Source organism: Streptomyces sp. NPDC056479, from assembly GCF_042795335.1.
Classification (GTDB): domain Bacteria; phylum Actinomycetota; class Actinomycetes; order Streptomycetales; family Streptomycetaceae; genus Streptomyces.
In genome coordinates this window covers 256878-278229 of record NZ_JBHTRZ010000009.1, presented here as the reverse complement: position 1 = coordinate 278229, position 21352 = coordinate 256878, and the positions used below count along the sequence as shown (strand labels likewise).

Annotated in this window: 16 protein-coding genes; 5 read left to right on the top strand and 11 right to left on the bottom strand. The window is 69.7% G+C overall.

Translation table 11 applies throughout. From position 1 onward, the window contains the following. Positions 1-2: 2 nt before the first annotated feature. The 6 genes from ACFQ6S_RS32725 to ACFQ6S_RS32700 all read right to left on the bottom strand — a co-directional run bounded on the left by ACFQ6S_RS32725 (position 3) and on the right by ACFQ6S_RS32700 (position 9924). On the bottom strand, positions 3-1064 hold the full coding sequence (locus ACFQ6S_RS32725) for an ABC transporter ATP-binding protein (RefSeq protein WP_383417893.1): 1062 nt from the start codon (positions 1062-1064) through the stop codon (positions 3-5). Between the two features lie 33 nt (positions 1065-1097). Beyond that, complete coding sequence (locus tag ACFQ6S_RS32720) at positions 1098-2078, bottom strand: ABC transporter permease (RefSeq protein ID WP_383417891.1); 981 nt, start codon at positions 2076-2078, stop codon at positions 1098-1100. A 98-nt stretch (positions 2079-2176) separates the two neighbouring features. Next, a complete protein-coding gene (locus ACFQ6S_RS32715) occupies positions 2177-3985 on the bottom strand; it encodes an ABC transporter substrate-binding protein (RefSeq protein ID WP_383417889.1) in 1809 nt (602 codons plus the stop codon). A gap of 57 nt (positions 3986-4042) precedes the next feature. Next, positions 4043-5077: an ABC transporter permease gene (locus tag ACFQ6S_RS32710; protein ID WP_383417886.1), complete on the bottom strand. Its 1035-nt coding sequence runs from the start codon at positions 5075-5077 to the stop codon at positions 4043-4045. Between the two features lie 444 nt (positions 5078-5521). After that, complete coding sequence (typA, locus tag ACFQ6S_RS32705; protein WP_383417883.1) at positions 5522-7429, bottom strand: translational GTPase TypA; 1908 nt, start codon at positions 7427-7429, stop codon at positions 5522-5524. A gap of 248 nt (positions 7430-7677) precedes the next feature. Beyond that, positions 7678-9924 carry an ABC transporter family substrate-binding protein gene (locus tag ACFQ6S_RS32700; protein WP_383417880.1) on the bottom strand — a complete coding sequence of 749 codons (2247 nt, stop codon included), beginning with the start codon at positions 9922-9924 and terminating at the stop codon, positions 7678-7680. A gap of 353 nt (positions 9925-10277) precedes the next feature. On the opposite strand from ACFQ6S_RS32700, the gene ACFQ6S_RS32695 reads away from it, so the two are divergent. The 5 genes from ACFQ6S_RS32695 to ACFQ6S_RS32675 all read left to right on the top strand — a co-directional run bounded on the left by ACFQ6S_RS32695 (position 10278) and on the right by ACFQ6S_RS32675 (position 15923). Continuing rightward, positions 10278-10568: a hypothetical protein gene (locus tag ACFQ6S_RS32695; protein ID WP_383417877.1), complete on the top strand. Its 291-nt coding sequence runs from the start codon at positions 10278-10280 to the stop codon at positions 10566-10568. Between the two features lie 31 nt (positions 10569-10599). Continuing rightward, entirely contained in the window at positions 10600-11421 is an 822-nt protein-coding gene (locus ACFQ6S_RS32690) for a hypothetical protein (protein ID WP_383417874.1), read from the top strand. Positions 11422-11442: 21 nt separating this feature from the next. After that, on the top strand, positions 11443-13386 hold the full coding sequence (locus tag ACFQ6S_RS32685; protein WP_383417871.1) for a fumarate reductase/succinate dehydrogenase flavoprotein subunit: 1944 nt from the start codon (positions 11443-11445) through the stop codon (positions 13384-13386). Further along, positions 13383-14159 carry a succinate dehydrogenase/fumarate reductase iron-sulfur subunit gene (locus tag ACFQ6S_RS32680; protein ID WP_383417868.1) on the top strand — a complete coding sequence of 259 codons (777 nt, stop codon included), beginning with the start codon at positions 13383-13385 and terminating at the stop codon, positions 14157-14159. The genes ACFQ6S_RS32685 and ACFQ6S_RS32680 overlap by 4 nt, the downstream gene beginning before the upstream one ends. Before the next feature lie 102 nt (positions 14160-14261). After that, positions 14262-15923 (top strand): hypothetical protein, encoded by a 1662-nt coding sequence (locus tag ACFQ6S_RS32675; RefSeq protein WP_383417865.1) that lies wholly within the window; start codon positions 14262-14264, stop codon positions 15921-15923. On the opposite strand, the gene ACFQ6S_RS32670 is transcribed toward ACFQ6S_RS32675, so the two are convergent. From ACFQ6S_RS32670 to ACFQ6S_RS32650, 5 genes are all read right to left on the bottom strand, one after another. Continuing rightward, complete coding sequence (locus ACFQ6S_RS32670) at positions 15910-18651, bottom strand: SpoIIE family protein phosphatase (protein ID WP_383417862.1); 2742 nt, start codon at positions 18649-18651, stop codon at positions 15910-15912. The genes ACFQ6S_RS32675 and ACFQ6S_RS32670 overlap by 14 nt on opposite strands. A gap of 257 nt (positions 18652-18908) precedes the next feature. After that, positions 18909-19412 (bottom strand): ATP-binding protein, encoded by a 504-nt coding sequence (locus ACFQ6S_RS32665; protein WP_383417860.1) that lies wholly within the window; start codon positions 19410-19412, stop codon positions 18909-18911. Positions 19413-19480: 68 nt separating this feature from the next. Beyond that, on the bottom strand, positions 19481-19879 hold the full coding sequence (locus tag ACFQ6S_RS32660; RefSeq protein WP_383417857.1) for a (deoxy)nucleoside triphosphate pyrophosphohydrolase: 399 nt from the start codon (positions 19877-19879) through the stop codon (positions 19481-19483). 30 nt (positions 19880-19909) lie between these two features. Then, positions 19910-20101, bottom strand: coding sequence for an SPOR domain-containing protein (locus tag ACFQ6S_RS32655; RefSeq protein ID WP_328423875.1), 192 nt, complete (start codon positions 20099-20101; stop codon positions 19910-19912). 413 nt (positions 20102-20514) lie between these two features. Beyond that, complete coding sequence (locus tag ACFQ6S_RS32650) at positions 20515-21267, bottom strand: GntR family transcriptional regulator (RefSeq protein WP_383417853.1); 753 nt, start codon at positions 21265-21267, stop codon at positions 20515-20517. Positions 21268-21352: the final 85 nt, after the last annotated feature.

Sequence of the window (21352 nt, the reverse complement as noted above, 5' to 3'; positions counted from 1 at the left end):
TCCTAGCCCAGTCGGGGCTTGATCTCTTCGATGAAGATGGTGCGCTTCTGCTCCGCCGTGAGATGGCAGGCCGAGGAGCGGTCCGGGCCGAGCAGCGGGATCTCGTTGACACAGCGGGTGCCGCCCACGCGGTCCTGGAAGGTGCACCGGGGGTGGAATCGGCATCCGGAGGGCGGGCGGAGCAGGGACGGCGGGGTGCCGGGGATGGGCGCCAGCGGGGTGTGCGGATCGGAGTCCAGCCGGGGCATCGAGTTCAACAGACCCCAGGTGTACGGGTGTTGCGGCGCTCTCAGCACCTCGTCGACCGTGCCCCGCTCCACCGCGCGGCCCGCGTACATCACCATGATGTCGTCGGCCATGTCGGCGATGACCCCGAGGTCGTGCGTGATGAAGATGATCGCCGAGCCGAACTCCCGCTGGAGGTCCTTCAGCAGATCGAGGATCTGCGCCTGGACCGTGACGTCGAGCGCGGTGGTCGGCTCGTCGGCGATCAGCAGGTCCGGGTCGCAGACCAGCGCCATCGCGATCATCGCGCGCTGGCGCATACCGCCGGAGAACTGGTGCGGGTAGTCCTTCGCCCGCTGTTTCGGGTTGGGGATGCCGACCTTCCCCAGCATGTCCACCGCCCGCTCCCAGGCGGCCTTCTTCGAGGCGCGCATGTGCTTCATATAGGGCTCGGCGATCTGCCGGCCCACGGTGTAGTACGGCGACAGCGCGGTGAGCGGGTCCTGGAAGATCATGGCGGCCTTGTTGCCGCGCACCTTCTCCAGCTCGGACTCCCGGGCGGTGGTCAACTCCTTGCCGTCCAGCAGGATCTCGCCCTCGACGGTGGTGAACATCGGGTTGTGCAGACCGAGGACCGTCAGGTTGGTCACCGACTTCCCCGAGCCCGACTCGCCCACGATGCCCAGCGTGCTGCCCCGCTCCAGGTCGAAGGACAGCCCGTCCACGGCCCGAACGACGCCGTCCTCGGTCCGGAAGCTGACGTGCAGGTCCCGCACCGAGAGGAACGCGCCCTCGCCGGCCGGGACCGGGGCGCCGGCCTCCTTGGTCAGAGTGCTCACGTCAGTGCTCCTCAGACAGTTCCTCAGCGCGGCCTAGGCCAGCCGCACACGCGGGTCGATGAAGGCGTACGCGGCGTCGACGACGATGTTGCAGAGCAGAATCATGGTGGCGGAGAACAGCATCACACCCAAGAGGAGCGGCAGATCGCTGAAGAACACCGACTCCACCGCCAGCCGGCCGAGCCCCGGGAGTCCGAAGGTGTACTCCGTGATGATGGCGCCGCCGAGCAGCGAGCCGAGGTCGATGCCGAAGATGGTGACGATGGGGATCAGCGACCCGCGCCAGGCGTAGCGGAAGAAGACGTACCGTCTGGACATGCCCTTGGCGCGGGCGGTGCGGACGTGTTCCTCCTGGAGCTGCTCGATCATCGACGAGCGGGACATACGGGTGTACTGCGAGGCGAAGATCGTGGACAGGACGACCCACGGGATGATCAGGCCCGTGAACCAGGCCCCCGGATTGTCGGTGAGCGGGTTGTAGGCCGGTTTGTCGAAGAGCTGTGTCTGGTAGACGAGGATCGCCAGGGCCAGCGGGCCGAGGAAGTAGATCTGCATCGAGCTGAGCACCATCGCGCCGGCCGTGAAGCTCTTGTCGACGAGCGTGCCGCGCTTCCACGCGGCGATCAGTCCGGTGCCGAGGCCGACGATCAGGAAGCAGACGGCCCCGCCGAGGGTCAGCGAGACGGTGGTGGGCAGCCGGTCCATCAGGGTGCCCCAGACCTGCTCGTTGGAGTGGTACGAGTAGCCGAAGCAGGGAGCGGGACAGGGGCCCTGGGCGAAGTCGTCGCTGCCCATGACGAGGTTGGTCAGGAAGATCCAGTACTGCTCGGGGATCGGCTTGTCCAGGCCGAGCACCCGGTGCAGGTTCTCGAGGTTGGCCGGGGTGCATGTCTTGCCGCACATCAGAAGCGCCGGGTCGCGCGGCATCCCGAAGAACAGCAGGAACGCGACGATGCTCAGCAGGAAGAGGATGATCACGGCGCCGAGGGACCGGCGGACCAGGAAGCGCAGCATGGCAGGCAGCTCTCAGACGTCGGCGGGCTCGAAGACCTCTCCGGCGTCACCCGGTGCGCCACGACGAGGCGGGCGCACCGGGTGCCGGGCGGGCGGGGTTACTTGACGTACAGGCGGCGCGGGTCGACGCCGGCGATGATGTCGTCGTAGACGAGTCCGCCGACCTTGGTTCCGGCGATCTGGGTCTGCTTGTAGTACGCGGTCGGGACGATGTTGACGACGTCCTTCACCAGGTACTCGTTGAGCTTGTTCCACTCCTCGGAGGCCTTGGCCGGGTCGGTGATCTTGTTGATCCGGTCGATCTCGCCGTTGGCCTTGGAGTCGTTGACCTGGGAGTAGTTCTGCGCGCCCTCGGCGATCGCGCGGCCGTCGTACAGCGGCGGGATCACGGTCGAGGCGGACGGCCAGTCGGCGCCCCACGCGGTGTGGAAGATGTCGTAGTTGTTGTTCAGCTTGCTGACCTGGTCGTAGTAGGTCTCGGCCGGGATCTCCTGGCGCTGGACGTCGAAGCCGGCCTTCTCCAGGCCCGCCGCCATGGCGGTGGAGTACTGCTGGCCCTCGGGCGTGTTGATGTAGCCGAAGGTCAGCTTCAGACCGGTCTTGCCGGCCTCCTCCAGCAGCGCCTTGGCCTTGGCCGGGTCACCGGCGGGCTTCTTCTTCTTGCCCCACGGGTCGAAGGCCGGGTCGTAGCCGGTGACGGTCGGGCTGATGATGCCGCCCGCGACCTCCATGGCGTCGGTGCCGCCGTAGGCGCGCACGAACGGCGTGACCGGGAGGGCGTAGGCGATGGCCTGGCGGACCTTGATGTCCTTCATCTCCGGGTGTGCCAGGTTGATGTTCATCTGGCCGACGTAGGGCTGGAAGCCGGAGACCGTGCGGGACTTCATCTTCGGGTCGTTCAGGACCTTGGACAGGTTGCCCGCGTCGACCTGGTTGCTGAAGCTCACGCCGGTCTGGTCGGTGCCGCTGTCGGCGAGGAGCGCCTTGGTGGAGTCCTCGTACTGCTGGTTGAAGGTGATGTTGAACTTGTCGACGTACTGGTGCCGCAGCGGGTCGGTGTTCGGGTCCCAGTTCTCGTTCTTGACCAGCACCATGGACTTGCCGGACTTGAACTCCTGGATCTTGTACGGCCCGCTCACCACCGGGGCCTTGTCGTACTTCTCCTTGGTGTCACCCTTCTGGGAGACGACGGCGTAGCCCGTCATCGCGAGGGCGTACGGCAGGTCGGCGTGCGGCTGCTTGAACTTGAAGACGACCGTCTTCTCGTCCGGCGTCTCCAGAATGCTGTCCGGCAGGTGCTTGCCCTTGAACGGGCCGTCCGGCAGCAGCTTGCGGTAGTCGGCGCCCGGGGTGTCGGCCAGCCACTGCTGGATGTACGGCGGGCCCTGGTTGACGAAGGCCGCGAACTGCCGCTCGAAGGTGTGGCGGATGTCGGCCGAGGTGATGGCGGAGCCGTCCTCGAACTTGATGCCGTCCTTGAGCGTGTACTTCCAGGTCTTGCCGCCGTCCGTGGTGGTGCCGGAGTCGGTGGCGAGGTCACCGACGACCTCGTGCTTGCTGCCGTCGTCGCTGGTCGCCTTGTAGCCGGTGAGGCCTCTGTGCAGCAGTTGGGCCACGGCCATCTCGTCCTGGACATAGACCTGTCCGGGGTCGAGGTGGGCGTAACTGTCGCGGGCCAGCACCGAGATGGTGCCGCCGGCCTTGCCGCCGGGGACCTCGGCGGCGGGTCCCTTGGAGGCCGCCTCGTCCCCGAACTCGATGGCGGCCTGCTGCCGCTCGGCGTTCTCCTTCTGTTCCTTGTCGTTGCCCGTGCCCTTGCTGCCGCCCTCGCTGCACCCGGTCAGCACCAGTGCGCCGGCCGCGAGCACCGAGATTGCCGCGTATACGTGGCGTCCGCCCCTACTCATCACTCAGTTACCACCCATCTGTGTGTCACCAGTGCCAAGGAAGTGCCAACCAGTGGTTCAGCGAGCCGTCTTGGGGTCGAAGGCGTCCCGGACGGAGTCCCCGAGCAGGTTGAACGCGACGATGAAGATGATCATCGAGATGCCGGGGAAGAACATGTAGGTGATGTCGTTCTGCATCACGAGCTCGGTGGACGCCTTGGAGAACATCTGCCCCCAGTCCGGCGTCGGTTCGACGATGCCCACGCCCAGGAAGCTCAGACCGGCCTCGGCGGTCACGAAGTTGGGGAGCATGTAGGTGCCCTGCACGAGGATCGGGGTGACCACGTTCGGCAGGATCTCCCTGCGGATGATCCGCCACGGCGGCGCTCCGCTGACCTTGGCGGCTTCGATGAACTCCCGTTCTCGCAGGGCGAGTGTGGTGCCTCTGAGGATCCGCCCGAGGCTCATCCAGCCCAGGAACCACTGCACGAGGATGAGGGCGACCACCCGGACGTAGACAGGGGTCTCGTCGCGCGGGCTGACGAACAGGGAGACCACGACCGGCATGCTGGCGATGAAGAACAGCTGGGCCGGGAAGGCGAGCAGGAAGTCGACGACCCGGCTGATCCAGTAGTCCGTGCGCCCGCCGAGGTAGCCGGCCGTGACGCCGAGCAGGATGCCGGTGAGCACGGTCGCGAGCGTGACGGCGACCGAGATCCCGAGCGAAGTCCGGATGCCGTAGAGCAACTTGGTGAAGACGTCGTATCCGTTGCCCGGTTCGAGGCCGAACCAGAACTCGCCGCTGATCCCGCCGTTGGGCTGCACGGGCACGCCCGCGCTGTCGAACAACTCGGGTCGTTCGTCGGCGTACACGGTGTACGGGTCCTTGCCGTACAGCCAGGAGATCACCGGGGCGAGCAGGCCGATCAGAAAGAAGAAGAGGACGACATAGGCGGAGATCACGCCGGTGCGGTCGCGTTTGAAGCGGATCCACATCAGCTGGCCGGGAGACCGGCCGATGAGCTCTTTGTCCTCGGTCTCCACCGCCGCCGGTGGTTCACCGTCCGCGATGACCGAGGTCCCGCCACCCTCAATACCGATACGACTTGTCACGTTTCGCCCGTTTCGCTGGTATGGGTATGCCAAAGCGAGGCGTACGGAAGTCCGCAGCCGGACGCGCGTAGGAGGTGTTCGCCCCACCCTCCGACACCCCTGACGAAGGATCAGGCAACCGCCTGTGCTCGTGAGTCGGCACTGTCCCCACAGTGCGAGACCCATTGACCCGAGCGCTGCGGCTAACTATCTGCCATGAGCCAACTACCGACCACCGTCTTTAAATCTCAATTCAGTCACAGCTCACGCCTAGATCTTCCAAAATCCGGACAAAGTGTTTGCGGGGAGAAGGGCGCGAAACGGACGTGTTACATGGCTATCGTGCGAGGATCTCCGCATTTCGGACATGGGGTCGAGTCTCGGCCACAGAAAAACGGCTTGCAAAAAAGCCTGGGCCCCCTCTCGCGAGGGAGCCCAGGCTCAAATGCCAGAAGTGTGCGGAAATCAGCCGTGCTTGGCGCGGCTCGCGGCGCGGGCACGCTCGCGGGCGTCCAGGTTCACCTTGCGGATGCGCACCGCCTCCGGGGTCACCTCGACGCACTCGTCGTCGCGGCAGAACTCCAGGGACTGCTCCAGGGAGAGCTTGCGGGGCGGCACGATCGCCTCGAACGAGTCGGCCGAGGAGGACCGCATGTTCGTGAGCTTCTTCTCCTTGGTGATGTTCACGTCCATGTCGTCGGAGCGCGAGTTCTCGCCGACGATCATGCCCTCGTACACCTCGGTGCCGGGGTCGGTGAACAGCACGCCGCGCTCCTGGAGGTTGGTCATCGCGAACGCGGTGACGGCACCGGAGCGGTCGGCGACCAGCGAGCCGTTGTTACGGGTCTGCAGGGCGCCGAACCAGGGCTCGAAGCCCTCGTGGATGGAGTGGCCGATGCCGGTGCCGCGGGTCTGGGTCAGGAACTCGGTCCGGAACCCGATGAGTCCGCGCGAGGGCACGACGAACTCCATGCGCACCCAGCCCGAGCCGTGGTTGGACATGTTGTCCATACGGCCCTTGCGGACGCCCATGAGCTGCGTGACCGCACCCATGTGCTCCTCGGGGACGTCGATCGTCATGCGCTCGACCGGCTCGTAGGTCTTGCCCTCGACGTCCTTGGTGACGACCTGCGGCTTGCCGATGGTCAGCTCGAAGCCCTCGCGGCGCATCTGCTCGACCAGGATGGCGAGCGCGAGCTCACCACGGCCCTGGACCTCCCAGGCGTCGGGACGCTCGGTGTCGAGGACACGGAGCGAGACGTTACCGATCAGCTCGCGGTCCAGGCGGTCCTTGACCTGACGGGCGGTGACCTTGCGGTCCTTGACGGCCGCCTTGTTGTCGGCGCCCTTGCCGGTGCCGCCACGGCCGACCAGCGGCGAGGTGTTCGTGCCGATGGTCATGGAGATCGCGGGCTCGTCGACCGTGATCAGCGGCAGCGGAATCGGGTTCTCGGTGTCGGCGAGGGTCTCGCCGATCATGATGTCCGGGATACCGGCGACGGCACAGATGTCACCGGGGCCGGCCTTCTCGGCGGGCTTGCGGGTCAGCGCCTCGGTCATCATCAGCTCGCTGATGCGGACGTTGCTGACGGTGCCGTCGCGCTTGATCCAGGCGACGGTCTGGCCCTTGCGCAGCTCGCCCTGCTCGACGCGGAGCAGCGCGATACGGCCGAGGAAGTTGTCCGCGTCCAGGTTGGTGACGTGCGCCTGGAGCGGGGCCTCCTCGTCGTAGGTCGGGGCCGGGATGTGCTGCAGGATCGTGGAGAAGAACGGCTCCAGGCTGGTGGAGTCGGCCGGGACCGTGCCGTTCTCCGGCTTGGTCAGCGAGGCGATGCCGTCACGGCCGCAGGCGTAGACGATCGGGAACTCGATCTGCTCCTCGTCGGCGTCCAGGTCGAGGAAGAGGTCGTACGTCTCGTTGACGACCTCGTCGATCCGGGAGTCCGGGCGGTCCGTCTTGTTGATGCACAGGATGACGGGCAGGCGCTGCTGGAGCGCCTTGCGCAGCACGAAGCGGGTCTGCGGCAGCGGGCCCTCGGAGGCGTCGACGAGCAGGACGACACCGTCGACCATCGACAGACCGCGCTCCACCTCGCCACCGAAGTCGGCGTGGCCGGGGGTGTCGATGATGTTGATGGTGATGACGTCCCCCCCGTCCTTCGGGTGGTACTTCACCGCCGTGTTCTTGGCCAGGATCGTGATGCCCTTCTCACGCTCCAGGTCGTTCGAGTCCATCATGCGGTCGTCGACGCCTTCGAGCTGGTGCGCGGCGAAGGCGCCGGCCTGCTTCAGCATGCCGTCGACGATGGTGGTCTTGCCGTGGTCGACGTGGGCGACGATGGCGACGTTGCGGATGTCGTGGCGCGTGGCCATATTGCGGCGTTCTCCCGGAGTGGTGAGGACGGCTCTCGCGTACGTCTGTGTTACGCGGGCCCTGCCGGGCTGGACACGCCACGGCCTCACCCCATGGTACGGGGCCGCTCCCGCTGCGGCTCGCCGGGATACATCGGTGCAGGTGAGGGCGGGTTTGGGGGGCGATCCGCAGGCGCGGGCGCCGACTTTCCGGTGCACGAACGCCGGCCGGGCCGAAAAGCCGCCCGGCCGGCGTTCCGGAGAGAAGATCAGTTGGGCGGCGCGCTTGCCGACGGTCCCGTGCTCTTCTTCAGGAAGCCCATGTCCTCGAACACCGGCGTCCCGAAGCCGAAGGCTCCCGCGTTGGCGACGTTCGTCCTGGCCGCCGTGAGCTGGGGGCGCTGGAAGAGGGGGATCGAACCGGCCGCCGCCCAGATGCGGGAGTCCGCCTTGCGGATCAGCGCACGGGACTCGGACTCGTCCAGCGTGGCGACGGCCTCGTCGAAGAGCTGGTCGACCTGGTCGGTGCCGACGCGCGTGTAGTTCTGCTCGACGTTCAGCGAGCCGTCGGCGGCCGGCACCGGCTTGGCGTAGATGGGCCGGGCGTCGGTCGCGGGGTAGGCGGAGCCCGGCCAGGAGTAGAGGGCGAGGTCGTACTGGCCGGACGCGATGTGGTCCTTGAAGTAGCTCTCGTCCGAGACCTTGGTGATCACGGTACGGATGCCGACGCGCTCCAGCATGATCCCGATCCGGTCCGCCACCGTGCGCAGCGACTGCGACCCCTCTCCCGACGGCACCACGAAGCGCAGCGTCAGCGCCTTGCCGTCCTTCGCCATCGGCCGCGCCGCCGCGCCCGCCGGTGCGGGGGTGCCCTGCGGGGCGTACGCGCCGGCCACCCCGCCCTGCTCGAGCTGCTTGGTGCCGTACTGCTTGCCGTCCTGGGCCAGGTGCTCACCTGTGCGGCCCTCGTCGTCGTGCCCCTTGTTGTCCTCCCCGACGATGTACGTCCCGTCGTCCCCGCCCTCTGACTCGGAGTCCTTCTTCGGCTTCTTCGGCTTCTGCGACTCGCTCCCCTCCGCCTTCTCGCCCTTCTTCCCCTTCTCGCCGCTCTCCGCCTTCTCTCCCTTGCCCGCCTTCGCTTCCTTTGCCCCCTTCTCTCCCTTGTCCGCCTCGCTCCCCGCCGCCTTCTCCCCCTTCTTCTTCTCCTTCACGACCGGCCCGCCCGGCACCCAGCCCGCATCCGTGAGCAGCGCCTGCGCCTCCGCCGTGTCCTGGTCGCCGATCGCCCCGCTGTTGTCGGCGTACGCCGCCTGGCCGGAGAGCGCGAGATGGCTGCCGACCGGCTCGGCGGGCAGGCCGAGCGGCGACAGGATCAGCTTCGCCAGCTTCTCGCGGTCGAGGGCGCGCGCCACCGCCCGCCGCACCCGCTCGTCGGCGAACGGACCGTCGCCGCCGTTGAGGGCGAGCTGGGTGTAGGCCGGCTCCAGCGACTTGCGCACCTCGAAGCCCCGGAACCTCGCCTTGTCCCGTCGCTGCTTGAGGGTCAGGGTGCGCCGGTCCGGACCCATCAGCGGCGAAGCGGAACTGAGCGGCGAACCGGAGGCGCTGGCGATGACCGGCCGCGGCGGTGCGGCGAGCGCGATGCGCCGGGCCGAGGTGGGGTCGACCTCGGCCAGGTCGAGCCGTCCGGCGGCCAGCGCGGCGGCCCGCTCGTCGCGCGGCACGGCCCGCAGCACGATCTCGTTCAACTTGGCCGGCTCCCCCCACCAGCGGGGGTTGCGGGCGAGGGTGACCTCGCCCTCCTTGCGGTCGATCTTCTTCACGGCGAACGGCCCTGCGGTGACCTTGAGCTTGCGCCGCGCCCCGTCGTTGAACGAGTCCGGCGTGCCCATGACCTCCTTCGGATACAGCGGCGAGAACAGGGACCGCCAGTCGGCGTAGGGCCGTCCGAAGGTGACCCGCACCTCCAGGTCGTTGTCGCCGCGCTCGATCTTCTCGATGCGGTCGTAGCCGGCGTTGCGGGCGGTCCAGTAGGCGCTGTCCTTGCCGGACAGGGCCCGCCACTGGGCGGAGAAGTCGGCGGCGCCGATCTCGCGGCCGTCGCTCCAGACGGCCTGCTGGTTGAGCTTGTACAGGACGACCTGCTTGGGCTCGGTCTCGACGATCTTGGCCGACTCCAGATAGGCCGGGTTGCGCTCCGGGCGCCCGCTCGGGTCGAGCCGGAACATCGAGGGCAGGGTGGCCTGCACGATCCGGGTCGTGGTGGCGTCGGCGTCCGACTGGAAGGTGTTCAGCGTCTCCGGTACGGCGTCCACGGCCCACCGCAGCGTGCCGCCGTCGGTGACATCGCCCCGGCCGGCCGGGGCGATGTCCTGTCCGGCCAGCGGCTTGCCGGCCGGATCCGGGTCGCTGCAACCGGCGAGCGCGGGCACCGCGAGCACCCCCGCGGTGAGGAACGCGACCGAGCGCATGACCGCGCTGCGGCCAGGCCTGGGTCCGACGCCGTCGTAGGACATCTCAGGTACCTCCGGGGAGCGGCTCCCGCCGGTGACAATTAGTGCGTTTTGATCACGTTTGGCGGTATTTTGGAGTTGATCAGATCTAAGGCACCCACTGAAGAGGAAAGGGTTCGCCAGGCGGAGTCGACACGGCGGCGGGCGCGGACAAGGTCACCCAGGCGGAGCAACGCGCCCGTCACGCTCCTGCGACTCCCCGGCGTACACAGAGCGCATGCGGGCGCGCGTCGGAGGCGTGCAATCCGCCAATCGCTGCACATGCCTTCACAGGGGCAGGTGTGACGCGCGACACTCGCAGGCGCATGAACGTTGCCACCCAGGGGCCGAAGGGCCCACGGAAGTGAGGTCACGTCATGTCCGTGCAAGACGACCTGACAACTGTCCAGCGCTGCCTCGACGACCTGGCCCGGTCCGTGAGCCGCCTGGAGCAGCAGCTGGGCACCGGCGGGCTGGAGATGCGCCGTGTGCGCACCGACGCCGACCATCTGCGCGAGAGCGTGGCGCTGCTGCGGGAGTCCGCCGCGGCCCCCGCCGGGCAGCGCAGGCCGGAGCTCGTCACCATCCCCGACACGCCGTACGACGACTCTCTGTGGATCGACACGGACGACGAGGGTCTCGGCGCCCGGGACCGCCGCGCCCCCTGATCCCTCCACCTGACCCGACCGGAGTCATGCATTGGCCACTGGTACGGAACCCCATCTGAACAGCGGCGGCGTACGAACCGGTACGCGCGCCGCGATCACCGCCCCGCACCTGCGGACCGACCGCTGGTGGCTGGCCCCGGCCGTCACCGCGGCCGGTCTGCTGGCGTTCATCGTGTACTCGACCTGGCGGGCCTTCGCCAACGCGGACTACTACGCGGCGCCGTACGTCTCCCCGTTCTACTCGCCCTGCCTCGCGGAGAACTGCGAGACCATGCGCGCCGGGCCCAACTGGGACCTCTTCGGGAGCTGGTGGGGCATCTCGCCCGCGATCATCATCCTGATCTTCCCGCTCGGCTTCCGCCTGACCTGCTATTACTACCGCAAGGCCTACTACCGCGGCTTCTGGATGTCGCCCCCGGCCTGCGCGGTGGCGGAGCCGCACAAGAAGTACTCCGGTGAGACCCGCTTCCCGCTGATCCTGCAGAACATCCACCGGTACTTCTTCTACGCCGCGCTCCTGGTCGCCGGGATCCTGACGTACGACACGGTGCTCGCCTTCCGCGACGAGAACTACGAGTGGGGCCACATGGGCCTCGGCACCCTCGTCTTCCTCCTCAACATCGCGCTGATCTGGGCCTACACCCTGTCCTGTCACTCCTGCCGGCACATCGTCGGCGGCAAGCTCAAGCACTTCTCCAAACACCCCGTGCGCTACCGCATGTGGCAGTGGATCGGGAAGCTCAACGCCCGCCACATGCAGCTGGCGTGGGCGTCGCTGCTGAGCGTGGCGCTCGCCGACTTCTACGTCTATCTCGTCGCGTCCGGGGTCTTCGACGATCCGCGCTTCTTCTAGATTGAGTGGGGACTGAACAGAATGTCCGTGGTCGAACGGCAGGAGTGGGACGTCGTCGTGGTCGGCGCCGGGGGCGCGGGTCTGCGCGCGGCGATCGAGGCGCGCGAGCGGGGTGCCCGTACGGCCGTGATCTGCAAGTCGCTGTTCGGCAAGGCGCACACCGTGATGGCCGAGGGCGGCATCGCGGCGGCCATGGCCAACGCCAACGAGCACGACAACTGGCAGGTCCACTTCCGCGACACCATGCGCGGCGGCAAGTTCCTCAACCAGTGGCGGATGGCCGAGCTGCACGCGCAGGAGGCGCCGGAGCGGGTGTGGGAGCTGGAGACCTGGGGCGCGCTCTTCGACCGTACTAAGGACGGCCGGATCTCGCAGCGCAACTTCGGCGGCCACGAGTACCCGCGCCTTGCCCACGTCGGCGACCGCACCGGCCTGGAACTGATCCGCACGCTGCAGCAGAAGATCGTGTCGCTCCAGCAGGAGGACAAGCAGGAGACCGGGGACTACGAGTCCCGGCTGAAGGTCTACCAGGAATGCACGGTCACCAGGATCCTCAAGGACGGCAGCCGGGTCTCCGGCGTCTTCGCCTACGACCGCGAGACGGGCCGGTTCTTCGTCCTCGAAGCCCCCTCCGTCGTGATCGCCACGGGCGGCATCGGCAAGTCCTTCAAGGTGACGTCGAACTCGTGGGAGTACACCGGCGACGGGCACGCGCTGGCGCTGCTCGCCGGGGCCCCGCTGCTGAACATGGAGTTCGTGCAGTTCCATCCGACGGGCATGGTCTGGCCGCCGTCGGTGAAGGGGATCCTGGTCACGGAGTCGGTGCGTGGCGACGGAGGGGTGCTGCGCAACTCCGAGGGCAAGCGGTTCATGTTCGACTACATCCCCGACGTCTTCAAGGAGAAGTACGCCGAGTCGGAGGAGGAGGGCGACCGCTGGTACGAGGATCCGGACAACAACCGGCGCCCGCCCGAGCTGCTCCCCCGTGACGAGGTGGCGCGGGCCATCAACGCCGAGGTGAAGGCGGGCCGCGGCTCGCCGCACGGCGGAGTGTTCCTGGACGTCTCGACGCGGATGCCGGCGGAGGTCATCCGCCGTCGACTGCCCTCCATGTACCACCAGTTCAAGGAGCTGGCGGACGTGGACATCACCGCGGAGGCGATGGAGGTCGGGCCGACCTGTCACTACGTGATGGGCGGCATCGCGGTCGAGTCCGACACGGCGGCGGCGCGCGGGGTCCCGGGCCTCTTCGCGGCCGGTGAGGTCGCCGGCGGTATGCACGGCTCGAACCGCCTCGGCGGAAACTCCCTCTCCGATCTGCTGGTGTTCGGCCGCCGGGCGGGCTGGCACGCCGCCGAGTACGCGGCGGCGCGGGCCTTCGAACGCCCCGAGGTCAGCGACATACAGATCGACTCGGCCGCGGCGGAGGCCCTGCGGCCGTTCTCGGCGGAGGGCCCGGCCGGGGGCGAGGACGACGGGCGCCCGCCGGAGAACCCGTACACCCTGCACCAGGAACTCCAGCAGGCCATGAACGACCTGGTCGGCATCATCCGGCGCGAGGGCGAGATGGAGCAGGCGCTGGAGAAGCTCGCCGACCTGCGCGTACGGGCCCGAAGGGCCGGTGTCGAGGGCCACCGCCAGTTCAACCCCGGCTGGCACCTCGCGCTCGATCTGCGGAACATGCTGCTGGTCAGCGAGTGCGTGGCCCGGGCGGCGCTGGAGCGCACGGAGTCGCGGGGCGGGCACACCCGCGAGGACCATCCGACGATGGACCGCAAGTGGCGCAACATCAACCTGCTGTGCCACCTCGCCGACCCGACGGGCGGCCTCGCGGCCACCGACCCGGAACGCGGCCAGATCAATCTCGTACCGGAGACCACCGAACCCGTCCGACAGGACCTGCTGGCTCTCTTCGACAAGGAAGAGCTGGTCAAGTACCTCGCCGAAGAGGAGCTCTACCAGTGAGCAGCTACGAGGCCAGCTTCAAGGTGTGGCGGGGCGATGTGCAGGGCGGTGACCTGGAGGACTTCAAGGTCGAGGTGAACGACGGCGAGGTGGTCCTCGACATCATCCACCGCCTCCAGGCCACCCAGGCGCCCGATCTCGCCGTCCGCTGGAACTGCAAGGCGGGCAAGTGCGGTTCGTGTTCCGCCGAGATCAACGGGCGGCCGCGGCTGATGTGCATGACGCGGATGTCGGTGTTCACCCCGCAGGAGACGATCACCGTCACCCCGCTGCGGGCGTTCCCCGTCGTGAGGGACCTGGTCACGGACGTCGGCTTCAACTACACCAAGGCCCGCCAGGTGCCGGCCTTCGTCCCGCCGGAGGGTCTGGGCCCCGGCGAGTACCGGATGATGCAGGAGGACGTGGACCGCTCGCAGGAGTTCCGCAAGTGCATCGAGTGCTTCCTGTGCCAGGACACCTGCCATGTGGTGCGCGACCACGAGGAGAACAAGCCGGCGTTCGCCGGCCCGCGGTTCCTGATGCGGGTCGCCGAGCTGGACATGCACCCGCTGGACGCGGCGAACGAGGCCGGACTGGACCGCAAGAAGACCGCCCAGGACGAACACGGCCTCGGCTACTGCAACATCACCAAGTGCTGCACCGAGGTCTGCCCCGAGGGCATCAAGATCACGGACAACGCGCTGATCCCCCTGAAGGAACGGGCCGTCGACCGCAAGTACGACCCGTTGGTGTGGCTGGGTTCGAAGATCGGGAGGCGCTCGTCACAGGCGTGAGGCGCCCGCCGCAGGGCGCCCCGTCCCTCTCCCTCGTCACTCCGCCCCACCCCTGACGCACACCGGTCGCGCGAGGCCATTGGTGCCCATACGCTCCGAAATGTGACGTCATCCTTGATCCGGGGCCGGCCGCGGCGTGCGCGCTCGCAGATATCGGTGCGGGTGGCGCACGGGCTGCTGGGTGGGCTGGTCGGGGTGGCCTGGCTGGTGTTGCCCGCTCTGACGGTGGGTGGCGGGGGTCCGGTCGCGGGCGGGGCGGAGCGGCCCGTCGCGGGGGCGGTGGGGCAGCGGGAGGACGAGGGGAGTTCCGCCGTCGACTTCGTGCTGCCGGTGGCGGCCGTCGTCACGGCGGGGGCGCTCGCGGGGTACGGATTCGTGCGGCGCCGGCGGCGGGCGCGAGGGCGTACGACTCCCGGTGGGGCGGCCGCGCAGGTCGCGGAGCCGCCGGTGGCGGAACTCGACGAGCGGGCGCGGGCCTCGCTGGTCGCGGCCGACGACTGGGTGCGGGTCAGTGGCGAGGAGCTGGGGTTCGTCGCGGGGCGGTTCGGGGCCGGGGACGTCGAGCATGTCGTGCCCTTCGCGCGGGTTCTGCGGGACGCGGAGGCCGAGTTGGCGGTGGCGTTCCGGATGCGGTGGCAGTACGAGGGCGGGATACCGGAGGAGGGCGCGGCGCGGCGGCATGCCCTGGCGGGGATCGTCGGGCGGTGCGAGGAGGCGGGGCGGCTGCTGGACGCGCACGCGGCCGCGTTCGACCAGGTGCGGGGGTTGGAGGAGGGGCTGGGCGGCGGGCTGGGGCAGGGCCTGGCGGTCGCCGAGGGGCGGTTCCGGGAGCTGACCGGGCGGGTGGCGGTCGCCGGTGTGGTCCTGCGGGAGTGCGGTGAGCGGTACGTCCACTCCGCGACCGCCGGCGTCGCAGGGCATGTCGAGCAGGCCAAGGACCGGCTGGTGTTCGCCACGACCCGCCTCAACCATGCCCGCCAGAGCGCCGACTCGGGCGAGAACGGACGCGCCGCGGCACAGCTGCGCGCCGCCGAGGGCGCCATCGCCCAGGCCGCCGCCTTCATCGACGGCGTCGAACGGCTCGCCGGAGAACTCACGACGGCCGCGGGGATGGTGCCGGCCGCGCTCACGGGTGGTGAGGTGGAGATCGCCGGGGCACGGGAGTCGGTGGCCGCGCCGGGAGCACCGTACGAGGACGTCCCGCCCGGTGAGCTGCGTGCCCGGGTCGCGCATGCCGACCTCGTCCTGGCCGGCGTACGGGAGGAGCTGGCGTCGGGGCGGCCGTACGACCCTCTCGACCTGTTGCGGAGGATCGTGCGGGGCGTCGCGCCCGTCGCCGCGGGGCGGGCCTGGGTGATCGCGGCCGCCGCCCTCGTCTGCGCGCGCGGTGCTGTCACCGGCGCGGACGATGTCGTCTTCACGCATCGTGCGGCCGTGGGCGGCGAGGCACGCACCCGGCTGGCGGAGGCACGGCGGCTGCTCGCTCCCCCGGTGCCCGCGCCGGCCGGGCGGGGCCCGCGCGCGGAGCTCGCCGACCTGGTCATGGCCGACACCCTGGGCCTGCAGGCCCGCGAGCTGGCCGAACAGGACATGCGCGTGCACGGCCACCCCGTCGAGGTCCCGGGCGCCGACGTCGACGGACTCGCCGGGGCGGTCCTCGGCGGTGTGCTGCTGGGCGGGAAGCCGGACGGCGGTGCCCCGGCCGGCTTCGGCGGACCGCGCAGCCGGGACCGTCGGGGCGGCATGGCCCTCAGAACAGGCTGAGCAGCGCCTCCGCCGGATCCGTGAGCCCGTTCTCGCCGTCCGGCAGCGGGAGTTCGAACCACACCGTCTTGCCGCGCGGTGTGCGGCGCGAGCCCCATGCCGCGCTGAGGAGGCCCACCAGTTGGAGGCCCCGGCCGCCCTCGTCGGTGTCGCGGGCCCGGCGGCGGCGCGGCTGGACCAGGCCGGAGTCCCAGACCTCGCAGACCAGCGTGCGGTCCAGCAGGAGGCGGAGCCGGATCTCGCCCTCGCCGTAGCGCAGGGCGTTGGTGACCAGTTCGCTGACCAGGAGCTCCGTCGTGTCGACCAGCGGCTCCAGATCCCAGGACAGCAGCTGGCCGCGGGCGTACTCGCGGGCGCGGCCCACACTGCGCGGCTCGCGCGGGAGGGTCCAGTCGCCGACGGACCCGGCGGGCAGCCCCTGGACACGTGCCATCAGCAACGCGATGTCGTCCTCGCCGTGGTGGGTGTCGAGGGTGTTGAGGACGTGGTCGCAGACGTCCTCCAGGTTGGGAGAGGTGTCGGCGCGCAGCGCCGTCGTTGAGGGGTGGTGGTCGGGCGACGGGCGGGCGGGGTCGGTGAGCGCACCCACGAAGGCCTGGAGGCCCTCGTCCAGCGGATGGTCGCGGGACTCCACCAGTCCATCCGTGTAGAGCGCCAGCAGCGCGCCCTCCGGCAGCTCGACCTCCACCTCCTCGAACGGCTCCCCGCCCACGCCCAGCGGCATCCCCGGCGGCACGTCGAGCATCAGCGCCGACTCGCCCGGCTCGACGAGGACCGGTGGCAGATGACCGGCGTTCGCGAAGGTGCAGCGGCGGGTGACGGAGTCGTAGACGGCGTACACACAGGTCGCCAGGTACACCTCCGACAGGTCCGCCTCACGGGGGCGGCGGGCGGCGCGGGTGGCCTGCTGGACGCCGCCGGGGGCGCCGAGGCCACGCGCGATCTCGTCCAACGCCGAGAGGACCTCGGCCGGTTCGAGGTCCAGCAACGCCAGGGTGCGTACGGCGGAGCGCAGTTCGCCCATCGCGACGGCCGCGCGGAGGCCGCGCCCCATGACGTCGCCCACGACCAACGCCGTACGGTGCCCGGGCAGTTCGATGACGTCGAACCAGTCGCCGCCCACCTCGCTGGGGCGGTCGGCGGAGGAGTTGCCGGGCAGATAGCGGCACGCGATGTCCAGGCCGGAGGCGACCGGGTCGCCGGGCGGCAGCAGGGACCGTTGCAGTATCAGCGCGCGTTCGTGCTCCCGCCGGTACAGCCGGGCGTTGTCGATGCAGACCGCGGCACGCGCGGCGAGCTCGACCGCCAGATCCCGGTCCCGTTCGCCGAACGGCTCGCTGCCCTTCGTACGCGCGAACTGCGCCAGTCCTACGACGGTGTCGTGGGCGACCATCGGCACCGCGAGCGTGGACTGCACCAGGCCGCCCTCCTCGCCGGGCACATGCTGCGGCCGGGCGGTGCGCAGGGCGTCCGCACAGGGCGAGTTGAAGGGGTAGTGGTGGACGGCGCCGACCGCGACGGGGGCACCGCCGCCCACGAAGGGCGCGTCGGAGACCGCGCTGGCGAAGGCGACCCTGCGCAGCTCCGCGCTGCCGTCGGCGAGGCCGGGCGGGGCCTCGTCGCCGGCCAGCAGGCCCTGGTAGAGGTCGACGGTGGCCAGGTCGCAGAAGCCGGGCACCACCACGTCGAGGAGTTCGCGGGCCGTCGTCTCCAGGTCGAGGGAGTTGCCTATGCGGGCACCGGCCTCGTTCAGCAGCGCGAGATTGCGCCGGGCGGCGGCGGCCTCGCGGGCGGCGGCGCGGCGGGCGGTGATGTCGGTTCCGAGCCAGGCGATGCCGATGGGGCGGCCGCTGCCGCTGTGCACCCGGTAGAGGTTGACGGACCAGTGCCGGCGCTCGTCGGAGCCCGGCAGAAAGCCGGTGACGTGCATGTCCGTGATGGAGTCGCCGCTCTCCAGGACGCGGCGCAGGGTGGCCGAGACCCGGTCGGCCTCGGGACGCGGCAGATAGTCGTGGACGCCCTTGCCGCGGTGGTCGTCGGGGGTGCCGCCGAACAGGGAGGCGAACCGCTGGTTGGCGCGGCGTACCCGCAGGTCGGGGTCGATCAGCAGGAAGCCGAAGGGAGATTGACCGAAAATCGCCTGCGAGGCCGCGAGGTCGGTCTCCATCCGGCGGAGGGTGCGCACATCCACGACGATGCAGACGGCGGCCTTCTCGCCGTCCTCGGTCCGCGTCGGCATGACGTACACCTCGGCGAGACCGTCCTCACCGGAGAGGCCGTCGGTGTCGTCCGGCGTCCGGAAGGGGACCACACCGGTCCACTCCCGCCCGTCCAGGATCTCGGCCATCTTGCGCTGGCCCTGCTCACGCCGGTCCGGGTCGATGAACGCCTCGATGGGGTCCATGCCGACCGCTCGCTCGGCCGGGATGCCGAAGACCTGCTCGGCGCGCAGGCTCCACTGGTCGACCAGGCCGTCGGGGCCGATGGAGAAGGACGCGACCTTTATGTAGTCGTAGATCGAGCCGGGCGGGCTGCTCTGCCAGACGGGGTCGCCGGGGCGGGGCTCGTCGAACGGGAAGGCGGAGTCGTGGGTGGTGTCCTGCGTGGCCCGTGTGTCCGGTGAGGCTTGCGAGGCCTGTGTCTCGTGGGACCGCTCTGCCGCGGCCCTCGTCCTCGCGCCGTCCGACGGGTCCTCGGACTCCGTGGCCTTCGCTGGTATCTCGCTCACGCGAACCGTCCCCTCCAGCTCACCGCGCCCGGCACCGGTCACCGGCGGCGGCTGCCCGCAGTATCCAGCACTACGGCCCCGCACAACACGGTGTTCACGATCACAGCACGGTCCCGATGGTTTTCGGTCCCGGCCGCAGAAACACTTCCAGACTTCTAACCAGCGGACACGCAGTCGAATCACGCAGTTCGCCAACTGCCACTGGCCTGAACCATTCGTTCGACAGCGCGGAGGCCCACGTACACCTGGATGGACGCCTACTGACGGGTTGTACAGGGCCCGGGGAGACGCCCCGGGTCCTCCGGCACGGCCAGCTCGAACCAGACGGTCTTGCCCGCGTTCCGGCCCGGTCTGGTCCCCCAGCGCTGCGAGGAGTGCGCCACGAGCTGGAGTCCGCGGCCGCTCTCGTCCTCGAGGTGGGGGACGCGTTCGCGCGGCGGGTCCGGGAGCGGGTCGGAGACCTCGACCAGGAGGACGTCACCGAGGCGGTTGGGACGGACCAGGCGTACGTCGATCGGGCCGGTGGCGTGCCGCAGGGAGTTGGTCACCAGCTCGCTGACCAGCAGCGCCGCGATGTCGGCGAGGCTGTCGAGCCCCCAGTCGCACAGCCGCGCCCGAACGGCGGCACGGGCCGCGCGCACGGCACCCGCCTCCGCGGGAAAGCTCCACTCGGCGCGGTCGCCTTCGGTGTCGATCACGCCGATCACTTCCCAGGCCAACGGGTTCGCCCATGTCCGGTTTCGCAGGGTTAATGACCACATACCCGATATTCAGGGGGCGGTACCGTGCGAATGGCGTGCGAATGGCGGGCGGGCGCCGGTGCCCCCGCTCAGGGCCGAAGTCGCGCCGCGACCTCCCGGACCGCCGGCACGTCCTGGTCCAGCCAGTCCACATCCCAGAGTTCCCCGGGGCTCAGCCAGCGCAGTGCGTCGTGGTCTTCGAGGGGCTCGGGTTCCCCAGTGCCCGGTCGGAGACGGGCCGTCCACACCTGCAGGACGTAAGGGGTTTTCAGCGGCCAGATGCCCGGTACACGCTCGATCACCTCGGCGTCCACGCCGAGTTCCTCCCGCAGTTCGCGCACGAGCGCCGCCTCGGGCGTCTCACCCGGCTCGACCTTGCCCCCGGGCAACTCCCAGCGCCCGGCCAGTTCCACGGGGGCGCTGCGGCGCGCTGCGAGCAGGCGGCCCCTGTCCAGCAAGGCGGCGCCGACCACGATCCGTTCCGTCATGCGCCGGAGCCTACGGGAGCTCAGATGGGGTCAGTGGTCCGCGCTGTCGCCGTTCTGCGCGATCCGCTCGACCCAGTACAGCTGCTTGTGTCCACGGCTGTCGAGGCTGTCCGCGATCTTCTGGGCCTCCGCCCGGGTCGCGTACCGGCCCACGCGATAGCGATTGCCGTTGTCGTCCTGCCGGACGACGAGCCAGGGGAGAGTGATCGTGCTGTCGTTCATCGCACCCCACCGCTCCTTCCCGCCCACCACCGGCTGCCCGCTCCCGTCCACCACCGCCCGAGTCCCTCCCCCAGCCTTCGGCCGGGGGGACCCCCATCTCGCTTCGCTCGCGGCGTGTGCTGTGCCCCGCCCGCTAAGGAAACCGCAATCCGCATATGCCCGAGCCTACGCCTAACCTTTACGCAGCGAATACGGCTTTTCACAAAGAGGTACGCAACCAGCCAAGTCGCAGGGGGCGCACGGCGCCGAACGCGCCGTGCGGAGACATGGATGCATCCGGTCACAGGCATACCGCGCACGCCTGTGACGACCTGCGAGAACGGCCAGATTCCAACGGCGGTGGAGGAGGCGGAAGTTGAGGCCCTTCCGATGACAACTGCCGTGAGGTGTGCGCTACCTCACGAACGAGTGCGCTACTTCACCGGGAGGTGATAGGCGACCCGGTACCGGTCCGCCGGGATCACCACGTCCGCGGTCTCCACCGGACGGCCGGACGCGTAGTAGGTGCGCTGGATGACCAGCACCACATGACCGGGGACGCCGCCGAGCGTCAGCAACTCCTCGGCGAGACCGGGGCGGGCGCCGACCTCCTCCGTGACGTTGTCCACGACGACGTCGATGGCCGCCATGCGCTCGACGACGCCCATGCCGCCGAGCGGGCCCTCCTCGGGCAGCATCACGGGCGTGCGGCCGGTGACGGCGAGGGGCTCCCAGGAGGTGGACAGCATCATCGCCTCGCCGGCGTCCCGGAAGAGATACCGCGTGCACATCACCCGGTCGCCGGGGCGGATGGCGAGCCGCTCGGCGACGGCGACGCTCGCCTCGGCCTGAGCGCTGCGGGACTCCCAGGTGCCGCGCACCTCGCCGTCGGCCTGCTCCTGACGGAAGGGCGTGGCACCGCTCGGCGGACGGAAGCCGGAGCGGGAGACCCGGCGGGGGACGGGGCGCTCCCGGACGTAGGTCCCGGAGCCGGAACGGCCCTCGACCAGCCCCTCGGCCATCAGCACCTTGCGCGCCTCCAGCGCGACGGTGTCCGACACGCCGTACTCCTCGCGGATCCTGGCCTGGGACGGGAGGCGGGTGTGCGGTGGCAGCGAGCCGTCGACGATCTTCTTGCGGAGATCACCCGCCACGCGCAGGTACGCCGGCTGCTCACCGAAAGTCACTGGCCGCTCCCATCAGGTTGTACAGACAGCAACAGCGTGGCAACCATGAGTTGTCCCGTGCAAGCAAAGGCCAGAGAATCACTCG